Annotated in this window: 17 protein-coding genes; 13 read left to right on the forward strand and 4 right to left on the reverse strand. The window is 70.9% G+C overall.

Annotated features, from left to right (window positions below; translation table 11 throughout):
- Positions 1-519: crotonase/enoyl-CoA hydratase family protein (locus ON30_RS23115; protein ID WP_040710084.1), on the forward strand; the 519-nt coding region annotated here is incomplete at its 5' end.
- Positions 516-1,745 carry a hypothetical protein gene (locus tag ON30_RS23120; RefSeq protein WP_040710086.1) on the forward strand — a complete coding sequence of 410 codons (1,230 nt, stop codon included), beginning with the start codon at positions 516-518 and terminating at the stop codon, positions 1,743-1,745. The genes ON30_RS23115 and ON30_RS23120, both read left to right, overlap by 4 nt.
- 96 nt (positions 1,746-1,841) lie before the next feature.
- Here the strand turns inward: ON30_RS23120 and ON30_RS23125 are convergent, their stop codons facing one another.
- On the reverse strand, positions 1,842-2,504 hold the full coding sequence (locus ON30_RS23125) for a pyridoxamine 5'-phosphate oxidase family protein (protein WP_040710088.1): 663 nt from the start codon (positions 2,502-2,504) through the stop codon (positions 1,842-1,844).
- Positions 2,505-2,585: 81 nt separating this feature from the next.
- Between ON30_RS23125 and pdxR the strand changes: the two genes are divergently transcribed.
- From pdxR to ON30_RS23145, 4 genes are read left to right on the forward strand one after another with little or no spacing between them, the layout of a single operon-like run.
- On the forward strand, positions 2,586-4,031 hold the full coding sequence (gene pdxR / locus ON30_RS23130) for a MocR-like pyridoxine biosynthesis transcription factor PdxR (protein ID WP_245554177.1): 1,446 nt from the start codon (positions 2,586-2,588) through the stop codon (positions 4,029-4,031).
- A gap of 10 nt (positions 4,032-4,041) precedes the next feature.
- Positions 4,042-4,287: a DUF2630 family protein gene (locus ON30_RS23135; RefSeq protein ID WP_040710116.1), complete on the forward strand. Its 246-nt coding sequence runs from the start codon at positions 4,042-4,044 to the stop codon at positions 4,285-4,287.
- Positions 4,284-5,723 carry a dihydrolipoyl dehydrogenase family protein gene (locus tag ON30_RS23140; protein WP_040710090.1) on the forward strand — a complete coding sequence of 480 codons (1,440 nt, stop codon included), beginning with the start codon at positions 4,284-4,286 and terminating at the stop codon, positions 5,721-5,723. Before ON30_RS23135 ends, ON30_RS23140 begins: the two co-directional genes overlap by 4 nt.
- Positions 5,724-5,736: 13 nt before the next feature.
- Complete coding sequence (locus ON30_RS23145; protein ID WP_040710092.1) at positions 5,737-7,248, forward strand: carboxylesterase/lipase family protein; 1,512 nt, start codon at positions 5,737-5,739, stop codon at positions 7,246-7,248.
- A 1-nt stretch (position 7,249) separates the two neighbouring features.
- Here ON30_RS23145 and ON30_RS23150 read toward each other — a convergent pair whose 3' ends face one another.
- Both ON30_RS23150 and cobF read right to left on the reverse strand, forming a co-directional pair.
- Complete coding sequence (locus tag ON30_RS23150) at positions 7,250-8,119, reverse strand: Fpg/Nei family DNA glycosylase (RefSeq protein ID WP_040710094.1); 870 nt, start codon at positions 8,117-8,119, stop codon at positions 7,250-7,252.
- A 165-nt stretch (positions 8,120-8,284) separates the two neighbouring features.
- The gene (cobF, locus tag ON30_RS23155; RefSeq protein ID WP_040710095.1) at positions 8,285-9,019 is read right to left on the reverse strand and encodes a precorrin-6A synthase (deacetylating); all 735 of its coding nucleotides are present in this window, start codon (positions 9,017-9,019) and stop codon (positions 8,285-8,287) included.
- 108 nt (positions 9,020-9,127) lie between these two features.
- Between cobF and ON30_RS23160 the strand changes: the two genes are divergently transcribed.
- From ON30_RS23160 to ON30_RS23190, 7 genes are all read left to right on the forward strand, one after another.
- Positions 9,128-9,973, forward strand: a complete 846-nt coding sequence (locus ON30_RS23160; RefSeq protein ID WP_373282621.1) for a thymidylate synthase — start codon at positions 9,128-9,130, stop codon at positions 9,971-9,973.
- Positions 9,970-10,455, forward strand: coding sequence for a dihydrofolate reductase (locus ON30_RS23165; protein ID WP_040710097.1), 486 nt, complete (start codon positions 9,970-9,972; stop codon positions 10,453-10,455). The genes ON30_RS23160 and ON30_RS23165 overlap by 4 nt, the downstream gene beginning before the upstream one ends.
- A 119-nt stretch (positions 10,456-10,574) precedes the next feature.
- Positions 10,575-10,901 carry a cupin domain-containing protein gene (locus tag ON30_RS23170; RefSeq protein ID WP_040710099.1) on the forward strand — a complete coding sequence of 109 codons (327 nt, stop codon included), beginning with the start codon at positions 10,575-10,577 and terminating at the stop codon, positions 10,899-10,901.
- 55 nt (positions 10,902-10,956) lie between these two features.
- The gene (locus ON30_RS23175; RefSeq protein ID WP_040710101.1) at positions 10,957-11,982 is read left to right on the forward strand and encodes a Dyp-type peroxidase; all 1,026 of its coding nucleotides are present in this window, start codon (positions 10,957-10,959) and stop codon (positions 11,980-11,982) included.
- The gene (locus ON30_RS23180) at positions 11,979-12,779 is read left to right on the forward strand and encodes a family 1 encapsulin nanocompartment shell protein (protein ID WP_040710102.1); all 801 of its coding nucleotides are present in this window, start codon (positions 11,979-11,981) and stop codon (positions 12,777-12,779) included. The genes ON30_RS23175 and ON30_RS23180 overlap by 4 nt, the downstream gene beginning before the upstream one ends.
- A gap of 37 nt (positions 12,780-12,816) precedes the next feature.
- The gene (locus tag ON30_RS23185) at positions 12,817-13,374 is read left to right on the forward strand and encodes a hypothetical protein (protein ID WP_245554178.1); all 558 of its coding nucleotides are present in this window, start codon (positions 12,817-12,819) and stop codon (positions 13,372-13,374) included.
- Positions 13,375-13,455: 81 nt separating this feature from the next.
- Positions 13,456-15,000 carry a TerD family protein gene (locus ON30_RS23190; protein WP_040710104.1) on the forward strand — a complete coding sequence of 515 codons (1,545 nt, stop codon included), beginning with the start codon at positions 13,456-13,458 and terminating at the stop codon, positions 14,998-15,000.
- A 231-nt stretch (positions 15,001-15,231) separates the two neighbouring features.
- On the opposite strand, the gene ON30_RS23195 is transcribed toward ON30_RS23190, so the two are convergent.
- Positions 15,232-15,903, reverse strand: a complete 672-nt coding sequence (locus ON30_RS23195) for a TetR/AcrR family transcriptional regulator (protein WP_040710106.1) — start codon at positions 15,901-15,903, stop codon at positions 15,232-15,234.
- Positions 15,904-16,086: the final 183 nt, after the last annotated feature.

Below are 16,086 nucleotides of genomic sequence, written 5' to 3' on the forward strand. Positions count from 1 at the left end.
ATGGGACCGACCCGGATGACCCTGTCCAAACCCGTCATCGCCGCCGTGTCCGGTTACGCCGTGGCGGGCGGACTGGAATTGGCGCTGTGGTGCGATCTGCGCGTCGCCGAGCGGGACGCCACCTTCGGCGTCTTCTGCCGGCGCTGGGGCGTGCCGCTGATCGACGGCGGCACCGTGCGATTGCCGCGAATCGTCGGCCACGGTCGCGCGATGGATCTGATCCTCACCGGGCGGGCCGTCGACGCGGACGAAGCGCTGGCGATCGGACTGGTGACCCGGGTCGTGCCCGTCGGCGACGCGCGCCGGGCCGCCGAGGAACTGGCCGCGCGGTTGGCCGAACTGCCGCAGACCTGCCTGCGCACCGACCGATTGTCCGCGTTGGAGCAGTGGAGTCTGGACGAGCCCGCGGCCATCGCCAACGAATTGCGCCACGGTCTGGCCGCCCTGGCCGACGGGGCGTTGGACGGCGCGCGCTCCTTCGCGGAGGGCGCGGGCAGGCACGGCGCGGCCCGGTCGTGACCGACCGTCTCAGCGTCGTCGACGACATCTTCCTGCGCACCCACCGCGGCTTCGGCACCCCGATCGCGCTGCAAGGCCTGTGGCGCACCGCCGAACGCGTCGACTCCGCGCTGCTCGCGGCCGTGCACACCGCCCTGCGCACCGGGCCGCTCGGACGGCGCGTCGTCCGCCCCGCCGTTCCCGGCGCGCGCCGACGATGGCGGGCCAGCACTCGCGCGCACCCACCGGCCCGCGCGGACGGCGTCCTCCCGGTGGCCGATCTGCTCGACTGGGCCGACACCACCGCCGCCGACCTCGACCCCGAACACGGTCCGGGCTGGCGACTCTCGGCCGCCGACCTCGACGACGGCGGCACGGTGATCAGCCTCACCTGCTCGCACGCGCTCGCCGACGGGCGCGCGCTGGTCATCGCGGCCGACGAGGCGCTGCGCTCACTCGGGCGCACCGCACCGATCCCCGGTCCGCCGCCGACCTCGGACTGGGCCGACGCCCGACGCCAGTGGTCGACGGTGCTGCGCGGAACGGTTCGCGCACTGCGACAGGGGGTTCCGTCCAATCCCGAACGCCCGCCGACCCGCCGCGCCACCGCCGCCGCGCGACCGACGGGCGTGGTACTGCAATGCCAGGCCGTCGCCTGGGAATCCGCCGCCGCGCCCGGCACCGCGAACAGCCTGTTCCTCTGGATCGTCGCCCAGACCCTCTGGGCCGCAGGTCATCCGCGTGTCCCGATCGAGGCGAGCCTCCCCGTCGACACCCGCGCGGAACCTCGCGTCGACAACGACCTCGCCATGACCCGCGCCGACATCACCCCCGACGACACCCCCGTCACCCTGCGCGAAAAAGCCCGCGCCGCCTACGAACACCGCATGACCAGCCCCGGCGGCATGCCGGAGGAGATACTCCAGGTCATCCCCGACCGCTGGGCCGCCGCCCTGTCGGCGGGCGCGGGCGAACGCGACATCCTCTGCTCCAACATCGGCCCGCTGCCCGATTCCATCGCCACTCTCGGCCCGCACCGCTGCACCGGAGTCGCCGCCCGCGCCATCCACCCCGGACTCACCACCCTCCCCCGCACCCGCCTGTCCGGCTACCTGTGCCGCCTCGGCCCCGACCACATCCTGTCCCTGGTCGGCCTGGACCCCGACCTCTTCCCCACTTCCGCCGCCCTCCGCACCGCCGCCGAGACCGCCCTGGCCCCCTTGGCCCTACCCGTCCGCTGGTGGTGACGCCACGTCCCGCGACCGGGCCACAGGCGGCCGGTACACAGCCGGATAGTCGAATTCTCATTCCTCGAAACGACTTTCCAGCGCTTGGTGGTGGGTTCAGCGGTGGAGGACTTCGGGTGGGGTCGGTATTCCCGGGTCGAGGTCGGGGGAAGGGATGGGGGTGCCCCAGGATTGGTGGAGGGGGAGGACGCCGGCCCAGACTCCGCCGGTGGTGATGTCGTCGGCGTCGTCCTTGGGGCCGCCGGTGCGGAGCTTGACGGAGGCTTCGGTGAGGTCGAGGGCGAGGACGACGGTGGCGGCGAGTTCTTTCTTGTTCGGTTCGCGGACGCGGTCCCAGGAGCCGGGGGCGGCGTGTTCGACGATGACGCGCAGACCGTGGACGCGGCGTTCGCGGTCGGTGACCTCTTCGGCGCGGCCGCGGACGACGGCGGAGCGGAAGTTCATCGAGAAGTGCATGGCGGAGCGGGCGTAGACGACGCCGTCGACCAGGGTGACCGCGATCGAGATGTCGCCGTCCAGAGCGGCGCGCATATTGCCCGCACCGGTGGAGCCGTGCAGGTAGAGGGTGTCGCCGTCGCGACCGTAGGCGGTGGGGACGACCAGGGGCGTGCCCGCGTGCAGGACGCCGAGGTGGCAGATCAGGCCGGCGTCGAGCACGGCGTCCAGATCGGCGCGGTCGGCGCTGCCGCGTTCACGGCTACGGGTGAGGGTGGTTCTAGGGGTCGGCGAGAGGGGCGGGCGGGTGGCGCTCGTGGTCATGGTTCCAGCTTCCGGCAGCGAATGGCATGATCGAAGAGCCACTGAACGGCAATCTCAGCAGTCCACTTCTCGTGACCGGCGGTGACCACCGTGCTCGACGACCTTCCGCTCGTCCTCGATCGGACCCGCGCCGAACCGCTGTCGGTGCAGGTCGCGGACGGTCTGCGCGCGGCGGCCGGGTCCGGGGTGCTGCGCGTGGACGACCGACTGCCCTCCTCGCGGGCGTTGGCCCGGCGACTCGGCGTCAGTAGGACGGTGGTCGCCGCCGCCTACGATCAGTTGCACGCGGAGGGCTGGATCACCGGTCGGCACGGCTCGGGCACCTACCTCACCACCGCGCCCGCGCCGCCCCCTGCCCCGCCGGGACGCGGCCCTGAACCCGAGATCGCGGCCGACCTGCTCGACCTGTTCCCCGGCGCGCCGTGCGTGGAGGCGATCGACCGGGCCGCGTGGCGGCGGGCCTGGCGGGCGGCGGCCGACATCGCGCCGCCGACCCGCAAGGATCGCGGCGGCGAGGTGGATTTCCGCGCCGCCGTCTCCGAACACCTCTTGCGCCACCGCGGACTCGGCGCGGGCGCCGACACGGTGGTGCTGGCCACCGCCGGAACCAGTTCGGCGGTGGGCGAACTGGCGGCCGCGCTACTGCGCCCCGGCGACACCGTCGCGCTGGAGAATCCGGGGTATCCACGGGCGGCGGGCGCGTTGGAGGCCGCGGGCGCCACCGTGCTCCCGATCCCCGTCGACGCGCACGGCCTGCGGGTCGACTTGCTGCCCGACGGGTTGTCGGCGGTGTATTGCACACCGGCCCATCAGTTCCCGCTGGGCGCGCGGATGCCCGCGGCTCGCCGCGTGGAGTTGGTCGAATTCGCCCGGCGGACGGGCGTTCTCGTCATCGAGGACGACTACGACGGCGAACTGCGTTACGACACCGCGCCGTTGCCGCTGCTGGCGGCGATGGCTCCCGACGTGGTCGTCCACCTAGGGACGACGAGCAAGATCCTGTCCCCCGCGCTCGGGGTGGGCTGGCTGGTGGCCGCGCCCCGGGTGGCCGAGGCGGTGCTCGAGCACCGGTCCCGCACCGGCACCGGCCCGAGTCCGGCGGGCCAACGGGTGCTCATCGAATTCGCCCGCACCGGCGACCTGTCGCGGCACCTGCGCCGGTTGCGCCGCCTGCTCCCGCCGCGCCGAGAACTGCTGGTGTCGGCGTTGCGCGCGCACGGGCTGGACTTCCTCGGTGACGACGCGGGCTCGCACCTGGTCGTGCCGCTGCCGTCCCGCGAGGCCGAGGGACGCGTGGTCGCCGCCGCGCGGTCGGCGGGCCTGGCCATGGACGGGTTGACCCGCCACCACCTGCCCGGGCATCCCCCGCACATTTTCGGCATCACCCTCGGCTACAGCGCCACGGACCTCGCGGACCTGCGGCGGGCCGTCCCGGACGTGGTCGCCTGCCTGGCCGCCGAAGATCACCCCGCCGCGATCACCCCCGCCGCCGGAGTTCACGCCGCCACCGACTCCGCGCGGTCGTAGCATGGTCGACATGACCGAACAGGACATCCTGGCACGCATCAAGCAACTGGTCGACGACGAGCACAAACTGCGGTCCGAGGCGAGCTCGGGCGAGGTGGATCCGGTGACCGAGCGGCAGCGGTTGGCCGAACTCGAGGTCATGCTGGATCAGTGCTGGGATCTGCTGCGGCAGCGGCGGGCCCGCATCGACGCGGGCGCGTCACCGGACGACGCCCAGGTCAGCTCGCCGCGCCAGGTCGAGGGCTACTTGCAGTGACGGCGCCGGTCCCCGCCGACACCTACGACGTGATCGTGATCGGCGGTGGGCCCGCGGGCGAGAACGCCGCCGCCTACGCGATCGCGAACAGTGCCCGCACCGCGGCGATCGTGGAGCGGGAACTCCTCGGCGGCGAATGCTCGTATTGGGCGTGCATGCCCAGCAAAGCGCTGCTGCGGCCGGGTCACGTGCTGGCCGCGGCCCGCAACATGCCGGGGGTGAGCGCGCGGGGCCTCGACGTCGCCGCCGTGCTGGCCCGCCGCGACTCCTTCGTCCACGATCACGACGACAGCTCCCAGGTCCAGTGGGCCCGCGACAACCGCATCGGGGTGATCCGCGGCACCGGGCGACTGGCGGGCGAACGACTCGTCGAGGTCGACGGCCGAACGCTGCGCGCCCGCGAAGCGGTGGTGCTGGCGACGGGCACGCACGCCAACATCCCGGATGTTCCCGGGCTGCGCGACGCGCTGCCGTGGACCTCCCGCGACGCCACCAACCTGCACGAGGTCCCCGGTCGCGTGGTGATCATCGGCGGCGGCGTGGTGGCCTGCGAGGCCGCCACCTGGCTGAGTTCGCTGGGTGCGCGGGTCACGTTGGTGGTGCGCGGCGCGAGCCTACTGGCCGCGACGGAACCTTTCGCGCGCGAGCGCGTCGCGGCGGGACTCACCGAGGCGGGCGTACGCCTGCTGTTCGACACCGAACCGTCCGCCGTGTCGCGCCCGGACGTCGCCGACACCGGCGAGGGACATATCCACGGCGGCCCGGTGACCGTCGAACTGACCGGCGCGCACGCGCAGACCCTCGAAGCCGACGAGATCGTGGTGGCGGCCGGGCGCGGTCCGGCCACCGCCGAACTCGGCCTCGACACCCTCGGCCTGCCGTCCGGCTACGTCGAGGTGGACGACCACCTGACCGCCACCGGGGTCGACGGCGACTGGCTCTACGCGGTCGGCGACGTCAACCACCGGATCGCGCTGACCCATATGGGCAAATACCAGGCGCGGGTCTGCGGCGACGTCATCGCGGCGCGCGCCGATGGCCGTCCGCTCGACGGCCCGCGGTTCACCGCCTCCGCCGATCACGGCGGCATCCCGCAGGTCGTGTTCACCGATCCGGAGGTGGCCTCCGTCGGGCTGACCGAGGAGGCGGCGCGCCGCGCGGGACACACCGTCGACACCGTGGGCCTCGACATCGCGGTGGCCGGGTCGGCGCTGGCCCGCGACGACTACGCCGGACACGCGCTGCTGGTGATCGACCGGGACGCGGACGTGCTGCTGGGCGCGACGTTCGTCGGTCCCGACGTCGGCGAGCAACTGCACGCGGCGACGGTCGCCGTGGTGGGGCGCGTTCCGCTGGAGACGTTGTGGCACGCGGTGCCCGCCTACCCGGCCGTCAGCGAATTCTGGTTGCGCCTGTTGGAGGCGCGGCGGTCGTAAGTACCATCGAACGATGGTGGCAACGACCGAGATCACGACCGCCGACGGAGTCGTCCGCGGATCACGGGGCCGCCGCGTTCTTCGCTGGCGTTCCCTGCCCTACGCCGCCGCACCCGTCGGCGACCTGCGCTTTCGCGCCCCGCAGCCGGTGCGGCCGTGGACGGGGGTGCGCGAGGCCACGGCCTTCCGCTACGCCTCGATGCAGCATCGCTCCGGTGCGCGCATCGGCCCGCGCGAATTCCAGCCGACCAGCGAGGACTGCCTGACACTCAATGTCACCGCGCCCGCGCAAGCCGCCTCGACACCGCGGCCGGTGCTGGTGTTCATCCACGGCGGCGGATACCTCATGGGCACCTCCGCGCTGCGGTTGTACTCGGGGTCGCGGCTCGCGGTGCGCGGTGACGCGATCGTGGTGTCGCTGAACTACCGTCTGGGCGCGTTCGGTTACGTCGACTTCAGCGAATTCGGCACGCCGGATCGCCCATTCGAATCGAATCTGGGTCTGCGCGATCAGGTGGCCGCGCTGCGCTGGGTGCGGGAGAACATCGCCGCGTTCGGCGGCGATCCGGACAACGTGACCGTCTTCGGCGAGTCGGCGGGCGCGAACGCGGTGCTGTCGCTGCTGGCCACCCCGGCCGCCGAGGGCCTGTTCCATCGCGCCATCGCGCAGAGCCCGCCCGCCGACTGGATCCTCTCGGCGGAGGAGGCACGGATCTTCGCCCGGCGCTGCGTCGAGAAACTGGGCGCGTCCGCGGACAACGCCGCCGACACCCTGTCGGACGCGAGCGCCAACGACATCCGCAAGGCGGTGACCCGCACGATCGGCGCTGTCCTGCGCGAGCGGCCCGGTCTGTTTCCCGCGGTGCCCGTGGTCGACGGCGATTTCCTGCCGCGCGCGCCGCTCGAGGCGATGGCCGAGGGCACCGCGCACCGGATTCCGCTGATCATCGGCACCTGTCGCGACGAGGGCGCGCTGTTCGCGCGCTTCGCCGACCAACTGCCCACCCGCCCGGAACGCCTGCACAAGGCACTGGCCGAGTACGGACCCGAGGTCGAGGCCCGCGTGCACGCCGCCTACCCCGGGTTCCCGGGCGCCAAGGCCGCGATCCGCGCGGGGGGCGACTACATCTTCTGGCGTCCCTCGGTGATCGCGATGAACGGCCACAGCCGCCACGCCCCCACCTACGCCTACCGCTACGATTTCGCGCCGCGCGCCCTGCACCTGGCCGGAGTCGGGGCCACCCACGCCACCGACCTGATCCCCGTGTTCGGGGCGGGTGAATCGCCGCTGGGCCGGGCGATCACCGCTGCGGGCGGCGCGCGCGGACTGGCCGCGGTGACCAGGCAGTTCCAGGACAACTGGCTGGAATTCGCGCGCACCGGCACGCCGCTGCCGTCCTGGCCCGCCTACACCGAGGCGCGTCGCACCACCTTGATCATCGACAGCCCGACCCGGCTGGAGAACGACCCCGACCGGACCGCGCGACTGGTCTGGCAGGACATCCGCGTGCCGAGCCTGACCTGAGCTACTTCAGCAGCCGCGACATCCGGCGGTCGGCCAAAATCTTGCCGCCGGTCTGGCAGGTCGGGCAGTACTGGAAAGACCGCTCGGCATAGGAGACCTCGCGCACCGTGTCGCCGCAGACCGGGCACGGTTGACCGGTGCGCGCGTGCACGCGCATCCCCGAACGCTTCTCGCCCTTGAGGCGGGCGGCGTCCTGCCCGACCGAGCGCGTCACGGCGTCGGTGAGGATCGCCCGCATCGCCTCGTACAGTTCGGCGGTCCGCTCCGCCGAGAGCGTGGCGGTATTGGCGAACGGGGACAGTTTCGCCGCGTGCAGGATCTCGTCGGAATAGGCGTTGCCGATCCCCGCGATCAGCGTCTGATCGACCAGGGCGGTCTTGAGCCGCTGCGAGGCGCCGTGCAGGAGTTCGGCGAAGGCCGACTCGGTGACCTCCAGCGCGTCGGGGCCCAACCGCGCGATCCCGGGCACCTGCGCGGGCTCGTGCACCACGTAGACCGCGAGCCGTTTCTTTGTGCCCGCCTCGGTGAGATCGAACGCGGGCGTCGCGCCTTCGGGGGTGAAGAAATGCACGCGCAACGCCAGCGGACTCTTTCCGCCCGGCCGGGGCGGCGTCGGACTGGGTTCATCGATCCAGCGCAGCCACCCGCCGCGCGACAGGTGCGTGATCAGCCACAGATCACCGCATTCCATCCCCAGGAATTTCCCCCACCGGCCCGCCCCGGTGACATCGCGTCCGGACAGCGCCGTCACCGGCGGGTCGAAGGTCTTGACCGCGCTGAGCGCTCCGACGTCGACACGCCCCACCACCGCGCCGACCGCGTGCTCCCGCAGGAACTGCGCCAACGCCTCCACCTCGGGTAGTTCGGGCACGGATGTCAGGCTACCCGCAGGTACCGACAGATCGCCGCCCGAAACAGCGAGGTTCGCCCCACCCTCGGCACTGCCGAAGGATGCGGTCGCCGAGCGACACGGGACGGCCGATGGACGGGCTCGGCGGCCCGAGAGCCCGACACAGCCGCCGCGCGGCCGACGGACTCAGCCGCGCCGCAACAGATAGATGTCCATGATCCAGCCCTTCTCGGCCCGCAACCGCGCCCGCGTCGCCAGGATCTCCGCCTCCACCTCGCGCAGCGGCCCCTCGATCAACACCTCGTCGGGCATCCCCAGGTACGCGCCCCACCAGATGCGCACGTCCGCGCCTTCCACCTCGGTGAACGAGCACTCACCGTCGAGCATGACCAGCGCCGACTCCCCCAACCCCTGCTCGCGCAACCGCCGCCCCGTCGTGATGTGCACGGGTTCGCCGATGCGGTGCAGCACCATCCGGTGGCGGGCGGCCAGGGCCTGCGCGCTGGTGACGCCCGGAATCACCGTGTAGTCGAACTCGACGCCGCGCGCCCGCACCGCCTCCACCATGCGCAGGGTGCTGTCGTAGAGCGACGGGTCACCCCACACCAGAATGCCCCCGACACCCTCCACCTCGGCGAACGCCGCCGCCAGCAGCGCCGCGCGCCGATCGTGCCAGTCGCGCACCACCGCCGCGTAATCGTCGGGCGTGCGGTCGCGGGGCGGATCGGGGATCTCCACCACCCGGTAGGCGCGGTCCATGTGTTCGTCGAGGACGGCCGTGCGCACGTCCACCAACTCCTGCTTCTCGCTCCCCTTGCCGATCACGAAGAACACCTCGACCCGGCGCATGGCCTTGACCGCCTGCATCGTCACCTGGTCGGGATCGCCGGCGCCGATGCCGATCACGTAGAGCTCACGCATGGCCGGAAGCTTGCCAGGCGCGGTCATCGATCGGTCGGCCAGGACGTTGGTTCCGTGTCGTTGCTCCCACCACACGCATCCCAACAAGGCAAGACGTAAACTCGCGGCGTGAGGAGTACAATCGATAGCCCTATTAGGAGCGCCGACACCCAGACCGTCGACACCCAATACGAGGACCTTCTTCGATTGGTGACGGAATCCGGGACTCCCAAGAGCGACCGCACCGGGACGGGCACGCGCAGCATCTTCGGCCACCAACTTCGCTACGACCTGGCGAAGGGATTCCCGCTGGTCACCACCAAGCGGGTGCACATGAAGTCGATCGTGTACGAATTGCTGTGGTTCCTGCAAGGCGACTCCAATGTGAGTTGGCTACAGGAAAACGGCGTTACCATCTGGGACGAATGGGCCAATCACTGCGGTGACCTCGGCCCCATATACGGGGTGCAGTGGCGCTCATGGCCCACACGCGGCGGCGATGGACACATCGACCAGATCCAGAACATATTGGACACCCTGCGCAAAGATCCCGACTCACGACGAATGCTGGTTTCCGCCTGGAACGTGGCCGAGTTGGACAAGATGGCTCTCGCGCCCTGCCACGTCCTGTTCCAGTTCTACGTCGCTGACGGCAAGCTGTCGTGTCAGCTGTACCAGCGCAGTGCGGATCTGTTCTTGGGTGTCCCGTTCAATATCGCCAGCTACGCACTGCTCACCCAGATGGTTGCCCAGCAATCCGATCTCGAGCCCGGAGAATTCATCTGGACCGGCGGTGATTGCCACATCTACGACAACCATCGCGACCAGGTCGCGCTACAACTCAGCCGTGATCCGCGCCCATTTCCCACGCTGCGGTTGCAGCGGGCCGAGAGTTTGTTCGACTACCAGTACGACGATGTCGAAGTTCAGGACTACCACCCCCACCCCGGGATCAAAGCCCCGGTGGCCGTGTGAAATTCGTCGGACTGGTCTGGGCGCAGACTTCGGCGGGCGTGATCGGCGAGGGCAACGGCATTCCGTGGCGGGTGCCCGAGGACATGGCCTTCTTCAAGGAATTGACGATGGGGCACCCGGTGGTCATGGGCCGACGCACCTGGGATTCGCTGCCGCCGCGTTTCCGGCCGCTGACCGGGCGACGCAATATCGTGGTCAGCCGTGATCCGGGGTGGTCGGCGCAGGGGGCCGAACGGGCGGGTTCGGTGCCCGCGGCCCTAGCGCTGACCGGCGCGGACCCGGTGTGGGTCGCGGGCGGCGGCGAAATCTACCGCGCCGCCATGGAATTCGCGACCGAATTGCGGGTGACCGAGATCGACGCCGAGATCGCGGGCGATACGCACGCCCCCGGGATCGGCCCCGAGTGGCACGCCGACGCGCCGCCGCCGTGGCGCGTCTCCGATTCCGGGACACGATTCCGTTTCCGCCGCTACACGCGCTGATCGCGGGAGCGGGCGAGCCGCCCGAACCGGCCCGCGGAATTCGCCGGTCGGGCATACTCGGTGAATATCGGCCGGTGACACCAGCCCTGCACCGGCGGATGTGATGCGAAAGGCGATCAATGGACAAGAAATCGCTGACCGCGGTCGCTCGCCAACAGCTCAAACTGGCCGCCACCGCCACCAGCGGGCGCAGCTCGCAGACGCTGTTCGGCGGTCACGCCCACGCCCTACGGCAGACCGTGGTCGGTCTGACCGCCGGTCAGAGCCTGGCCGAACACGACAACGCCGGTGACGCGACCTTGCTGGTCATCAGCGGCACCCTCACCCTGATCAGCGGCACGAACGAGTGGAAGGGTTCGGCGGGCGACCTGCTGGTCGTCCCGAAGGCGCGCCACAGCGTCAAGGCCATCGACGATGTGGCCTTCCTGCTGACCGTCGCCAAGTAGGTCGACACGCCGCGCCGATGCCGGGCGGGTCGGGCCAACCTCTAGGCTGTCGATCATGGGTGAGCCGCAGCCGATCCTCGAACCGCTCACGCCCGCCGCGATCTTCCTCGTCGCCACCATCGACGCGGGAGGCGAGCAGACGGTGCGCGATCTGCTGGGCGATCTGCCCGGTCTGCGGCGTTCGGTCGGGTTCCGGATGCCCGGCGCGGGCCTGGTGTGCAACACCTCCATCGGCAGCGACGCCTGGGACAGGCTGTTCAGCGGTCCCCGACCGGCCGAACTGCACGTGCTGCCCGAATTCGTCGGCACACACCACACGGCCCCGTCCACGCCCGGCGATCTGCTGTTCCACATCAAATCCGAATTCCAGGACGTCTGCTTCGAGTTGGCGATGACGATCGGCGACCGCCTCGCGGGCGCGGCCACGATCATCGACCAGACCGTGGGCTTCCGCTATTTCGAGCAGCGCGATCTGCTCGGCTTCGTGGACGGCACCGAGAACCCGGAGGGCACGGCGGCGGTCGCGGCGACGCTGATCGGCGACGAGGATCGCGAATTCGCCGGTGGCAGTTACGTGGTCGTGCAGAAATACCTGCATCGGATGGCCGAATGGCGGGCGCTGTCGGTCGCGGAGCAGGAGCGGGTCATCGGCCGCACCAAACTCGACGATTTCGAGCTCTCCGACGCGGACAAACCCGCGGATTCGCACGTCGCGGTCAACACCGTCGTGGACGAACAGGGCAACGAACGGCAGATCACCCGCGCCAACATGCCCTTCGGCAGTGTGGCCGACGGCGAGTTCGGCACCTACTACATCGCCTACGCGGCCACCCCGAGCGTCACCGAGACCATGCTCTCGCGGATGTTCGTGGGCACCGACGAGGCCGCCTACGACCGCATCCTGGATTTCTCGATCGCGGTCACCGGCACGCTGTTCTTCACCCCGTCCGCCGAATTCTTCGACGACCTGCCGGACGCGCCGGCCCGGGTCGGCGCGGACACGGTTCCGGTCCCCGAATCGGTCGGGGCGGCGGGCAACGGTTCACTCGGCATCGGCACTCTGAAAGGGAGCAGGCAATGAACAACCTCTATCGCGATCTCGCGCCGATCACCGAGGAAGCCTGGGCGGCGATCGAGGAGGAGGCGACCCGCACGTTCAAACGGCATATCGCGGGCCGCCGCGTCGTGGACCTGTCCGGCCCGCACGGCACCGACTACTCGGCGGTCGGCCTCGGCCGCACCACCCCCATCGCCGCGCCCGATCAGGGCGTGTTCGCGCGGCAGCGCCTGGTCGCGCCCCTGGTGGAGCTACGGGTGCCGTTCTCGCTCTCGCGCGAGGAACTCGACAACGTCGAACGCGGCGCGCAGGACGCCGACCTGGACGCGGTGAAGGACGCCGCGCGCCGGATCGCCTTCGCCGAGGACCGCGCGATCTTCGAGGGCTACGCCGCGGCCGGGATCACCGGTGTGCGGGCCGCCTCGTCCAATCCGCCGATCGCCCTGCCCGAGGACCCGAAGCTGGTGCCGGAGGCGGTCACCCAGGCGTTGACAGCGCTGCGTCTGGCCGGTGTCGACGGGCCGTACTCGGTGCTGCTCAGCGCCGATCTGTACACCGCGGTCAGCGAGACCTCCGACCACGGGCACCCGATCCGCACCCACATCGAACGCCTCATCCCCGAGGGCCAGATCATCTGGGCGCCCGCGATCGACGGCGCGTTCGTGCTGACCACCCGCGGCGGCGACTTCGACCTCCAGATCGGGCAGGACGTGTCCATCGGCTATCTCGCGCACAACGCCGACACCGTGGACCTGTACTTCCAGCAGAGCTTGCAGTTCCTCGTCTACACCGCCGAGGCGGCCGTGGCGCTGCGCGCCTGATCGACCCGCGTCCGGGGGCGGCCCGACTCGCGGTACGGTGAACCCGCTGAAGGCGGGAGGCGATATGACGATGGTGCGGGCGGGCGTTGTGCCCTCCGGAAGGTTGGCCCTCTACTCCGTGCTCACCGTCGCGGTGACGGCGTCGGTCTGCGCGGCGATCACCCTCGGGTTCGGGGTCAACCGCGTGGTGACCGGACTGCTGGCCGGGTTGGTCGCGGGGGTCGCGTTGCTGGTGGCGATGCTGGGGCGCGACGCGATCGTGCTGACCGAGGCCGCCATCTACCGGCGGACCCCGTGGTCGGAGACCAGCATCGCCTGGGACCGGGTCGTCGCGGGCCGCTTCGCCCTCGACGAGCAGGCCCGCTGGTCGCTGGCGCTGGATCTGGCGGGCGGCGACGAGCGGCACGGCGAATTGGTGCTGTTGTCCATCCCGCCGGTGGTCGGCCCGGTATCGGGCGCCTACGACCTGCGCAAACGCGAACAGGTCACCGAGATCCGGGAGATGCTGCGACGCAAGCGGGTTCCGGTCACGGTGCTGCCGGAGATCGCGGGCGCGCTCAACGCGCACTGGCAGATCGCGCCGCCGACGCGCTGATCCGCGCGGTCGCCGCCGGGTCGGGGCGGGACCGGATGACGCGCGGCACGGTGTTCATATACGTTGGCTGATGTGTCGATGATGAAGGGTGCCAACGTACCGGTACCGATGTCCGCGGTCCGCATCGAACTGGGGTGGCAATCGGGTCCGGGTGTCCCGGACGCGGACGCGTCCGCCCTGTTGCTGGTGGCGGGCAAGGTCCGGTCCGACGACGACTTCGTGTTCTACAACCAAGCGCAGCACCCTTCGGGCGCGGTGCGTCACGAGGGCAAGCAGCAGGGGCCGACGGTCCTGGACTCGCTGTCGGTGAATCTGGGGCAACTCGAGCCGCAGATCGAGACCGTGGTCATCGCGGCGTCCTCCGACGGCGGGACCTTCGGTCAGTTCCGCGGCCTCTACGTCCGGGTGCTCGACGCGAGCAACGGCGCGGAGGTGGCGCGCTTCGACCCGGTCGGCGCGAGCACGGAGACGGCTTTCGTCCTCGGCGAGCTCTACCGCCGCCAAGGCGCGTGGAAGTTCCGCGCGGTGGGCCAGGGTTACGCGTCGGGTCTGGCCGGGTTGGCGACCGATTTCGGCATCTCCGTCGACGACGCGCCCGCCGCGCCGCCCCAGCAGAGCGCCGCGCCGCAGCAGTTCGCGCCCCCGCCCGGACAGCAGCAGTACGCACCCCCGCCGCCTCAACAGCAATACGCTCCCCCGCAGCAGCAATACGCACCGCCGCCCGGACAGCAGTTCGCACCGCCGCCGCCTCCAGGCCAGCAGTTCGCGCCCCCGCCGGGTCAGCAGTACGCGCCCCCGCCGGGCCAGCAATACGCACCGCCGCCCGGACAGCAGCAATACGCACCGCCACCGGATCAGCAGCAATACGCACCGCCACCGGATCAGCAGCAGTACGCGCCGCCGCCGGGTCAGCAGTTCGCACCGCCGCCCGGGCAGCAGTTCCCGCCGCAGCAGCCACCGCCGCCCGCGGGCGGCGCGCCGGTCAACCTGAGCAAGATCTCGCTGACCAAGGAAGCGCCCGCGGTCTCGCTGACCAAGCAGGGCGCGACCGGCGGCACCATGCGGGTCAACCTGAACTGGACCAGCCCGCAGTCCAACCGCGGCGGCGGCCTGTTCGGCCGCAAACGCGGTGGCGGCGGCCTCGACCTGGACCTGAGCTGCTTCTTCGAGCTGTCCGACGGCCGGATCGGTTCGGTGCGCGCGTTGGACCGTTCCTTCGGCGACCTGCACCAACCGCCGTTCATCCGCCTCGACCAGGACGACCGCACCGGTGCCAGCGCCGGCGGCGAGAACCTGGACATCAACCTGGATTTCACCGCGCACTTCCGGCGCATCCTGGTGTTCACCTCGATCTACGAGGGCGCCAACGATTTCCGCGGTGTGCACGCCACCGTCACGCTGTACCCGCTGAACTCCACCCCCATCGAGATGACTCTCGACGGCTGCCAGGACGACTCGCGCGACGCGGTGCTGGCACACATCGAGAACATCAACGGCGAACTGGTGGTCCGCCGTGAAGGCACCTTCATCCGTCCGCCCGCCGGACGTCCGGGAGCCGGTGTCATGGAGATCGCCCAGCGCTACAACTGGGATTTCGGTTTCAAAGCGGGTCGCGGCAAGGGCTGAGTCGGGCACTCGGCCGAGGGCGATCGATTCCCTCGGCCGAGAAGTCTCGCGGACGGCGCGAGGTTTCTCGGCAGGGTCGGCTGGTCTCTCGGGTGGACCTTTCGAGTGCCCCCGAGAGGCTCGTTCGGCCGCCGGGTGGGTTCAGCCCCAGACGGGCAGGTCGAGTCGACGGGCTCACTCAGCCGCGTGACATGTTCAGCCGGCCGGCGCTCGCCAGCCGGTGTGCTTCGTTCAGCCGAGAGGCAGGGGCGCGGCCAGGAGTGCGTCGGCCGCCGAGCGGACCTCGGCGAGGTCGCCGGTCCAGCCGAGCATGCGCAGGGTGGTGTCGGGGATGACGCGGGCGGCGTGCGCGGGCGGGTCGCCTTCGTCGGAGCGCATGTTGATGACGGTCTCGACCAGGCGGAACGGGAGGGTTTCGGCGCCGGTCAGGCCGTCGGTTCCGGCGGCGGCGAGCACCTCGGCGGCGAAGCTCTCGTAGTGGCGGCGCAGTCGGTCGCGGCGTAGGCGGAAGGGCGCGAATCGTTCGGTGCGCACTTCTGGCAGCAGGTAGAGCGCGCCGAGGTTCCAGTGCGCCGCGCACAGTTGCCGCACGTCCGAGTGGGCCAGCGCGTAGAGGCGCACGGCGGCGGGCGCGTCGTGCTCGGCCAGGCGGGCCGCCAGTTCGAGTGGGGCGGCGATGGTTTCGCTGAGCAGCGCGTCGAGGATGTCGTCCTTGGCGGCGAAGTGGTGGTACAGCGAGGCTTGTCGCATGCCGACGGCGTCGGCGACCGCCCTGGTGGAGGTGTTGGCGTAGCCGTGGATGGTGAACAGTTCGCCCGCCGCGTCGAGGATCTCGGCGCGGGCGGTCGCGCCGCGGCGGGCGCGTTGTTCCAGTCGGGGGCGGCCGGGGCCAGGATTCGCCACGCCCCCATTGTTCCATCGCCCGAGGGGAGGCGACTCCGCGATGTCGGGGTCCCCGCTCGGCGTGCGCCCGCACGGGGCGGAGCTGGGCCGTTCGGCGGGTGAGCAACCGGTGAGAGGTTTCTGTCACTTGATAGAAATCGGAGCAACACGAACGTTACGGGCGTTACCGCAAGCGATACACGC

Origin of the sequence: Nocardia takedensis NBRC 100417, from assembly GCF_000308695.1 — a bacterium.
Classification (GTDB): Bacteria; Actinomycetota; Actinomycetes; order Mycobacteriales; family Mycobacteriaceae; genus Nocardia; species Nocardia takedensis.

Excerpts from the sequence above, each read along its gene's own strand:
- ON30_RS23170 (WP_040710099.1), top strand. The coding sequence starts at position 10,575 with ATGGACAAGAAATCGCTGACCGCGGTCGCTCGCCAACAGCTCAAACTG.
- ON30_RS23180 (WP_040710102.1), top strand. The coding sequence starts at position 11,979 with ATGAACAACCTCTATCGCGATCTCGCGCCGATCACCGAGGAAGCCTGG.
- ON30_RS23190 (WP_040710104.1), top strand. The coding sequence starts at position 13,456 with ATGAAGGGTGCCAACGTACCGGTACCGATGTCCGCGGTCCGCATCGAA.
- ON30_RS23145 (WP_040710092.1), top strand. The coding sequence starts at position 5,737 with ATGGTGGCAACGACCGAGATCACGACCGCCGACGGAGTCGTCCGCGGA.
- ON30_RS23175 (WP_040710101.1), top strand. The coding sequence starts at position 10,957 with ATGGGTGAGCCGCAGCCGATCCTCGAACCGCTCACGCCCGCCGCGATC.
- ON30_RS23135 (WP_040710116.1), top strand. The coding sequence starts at position 4,042 with ATGACCGAACAGGACATCCTGGCACGCATCAAGCAACTGGTCGACGAC.
- cobF (WP_040710095.1), bottom strand. The coding sequence starts at position 9,019 with ATGCGTGAGCTCTACGTGATCGGCATCGGCGCCGGCGATCCCGACCAG.
- ON30_RS23125 (WP_040710088.1), bottom strand. The coding sequence starts at position 2,504 with ATGACCACGAGCGCCACCCGCCCGCCCCTCTCGCCGACCCCTAGAACC.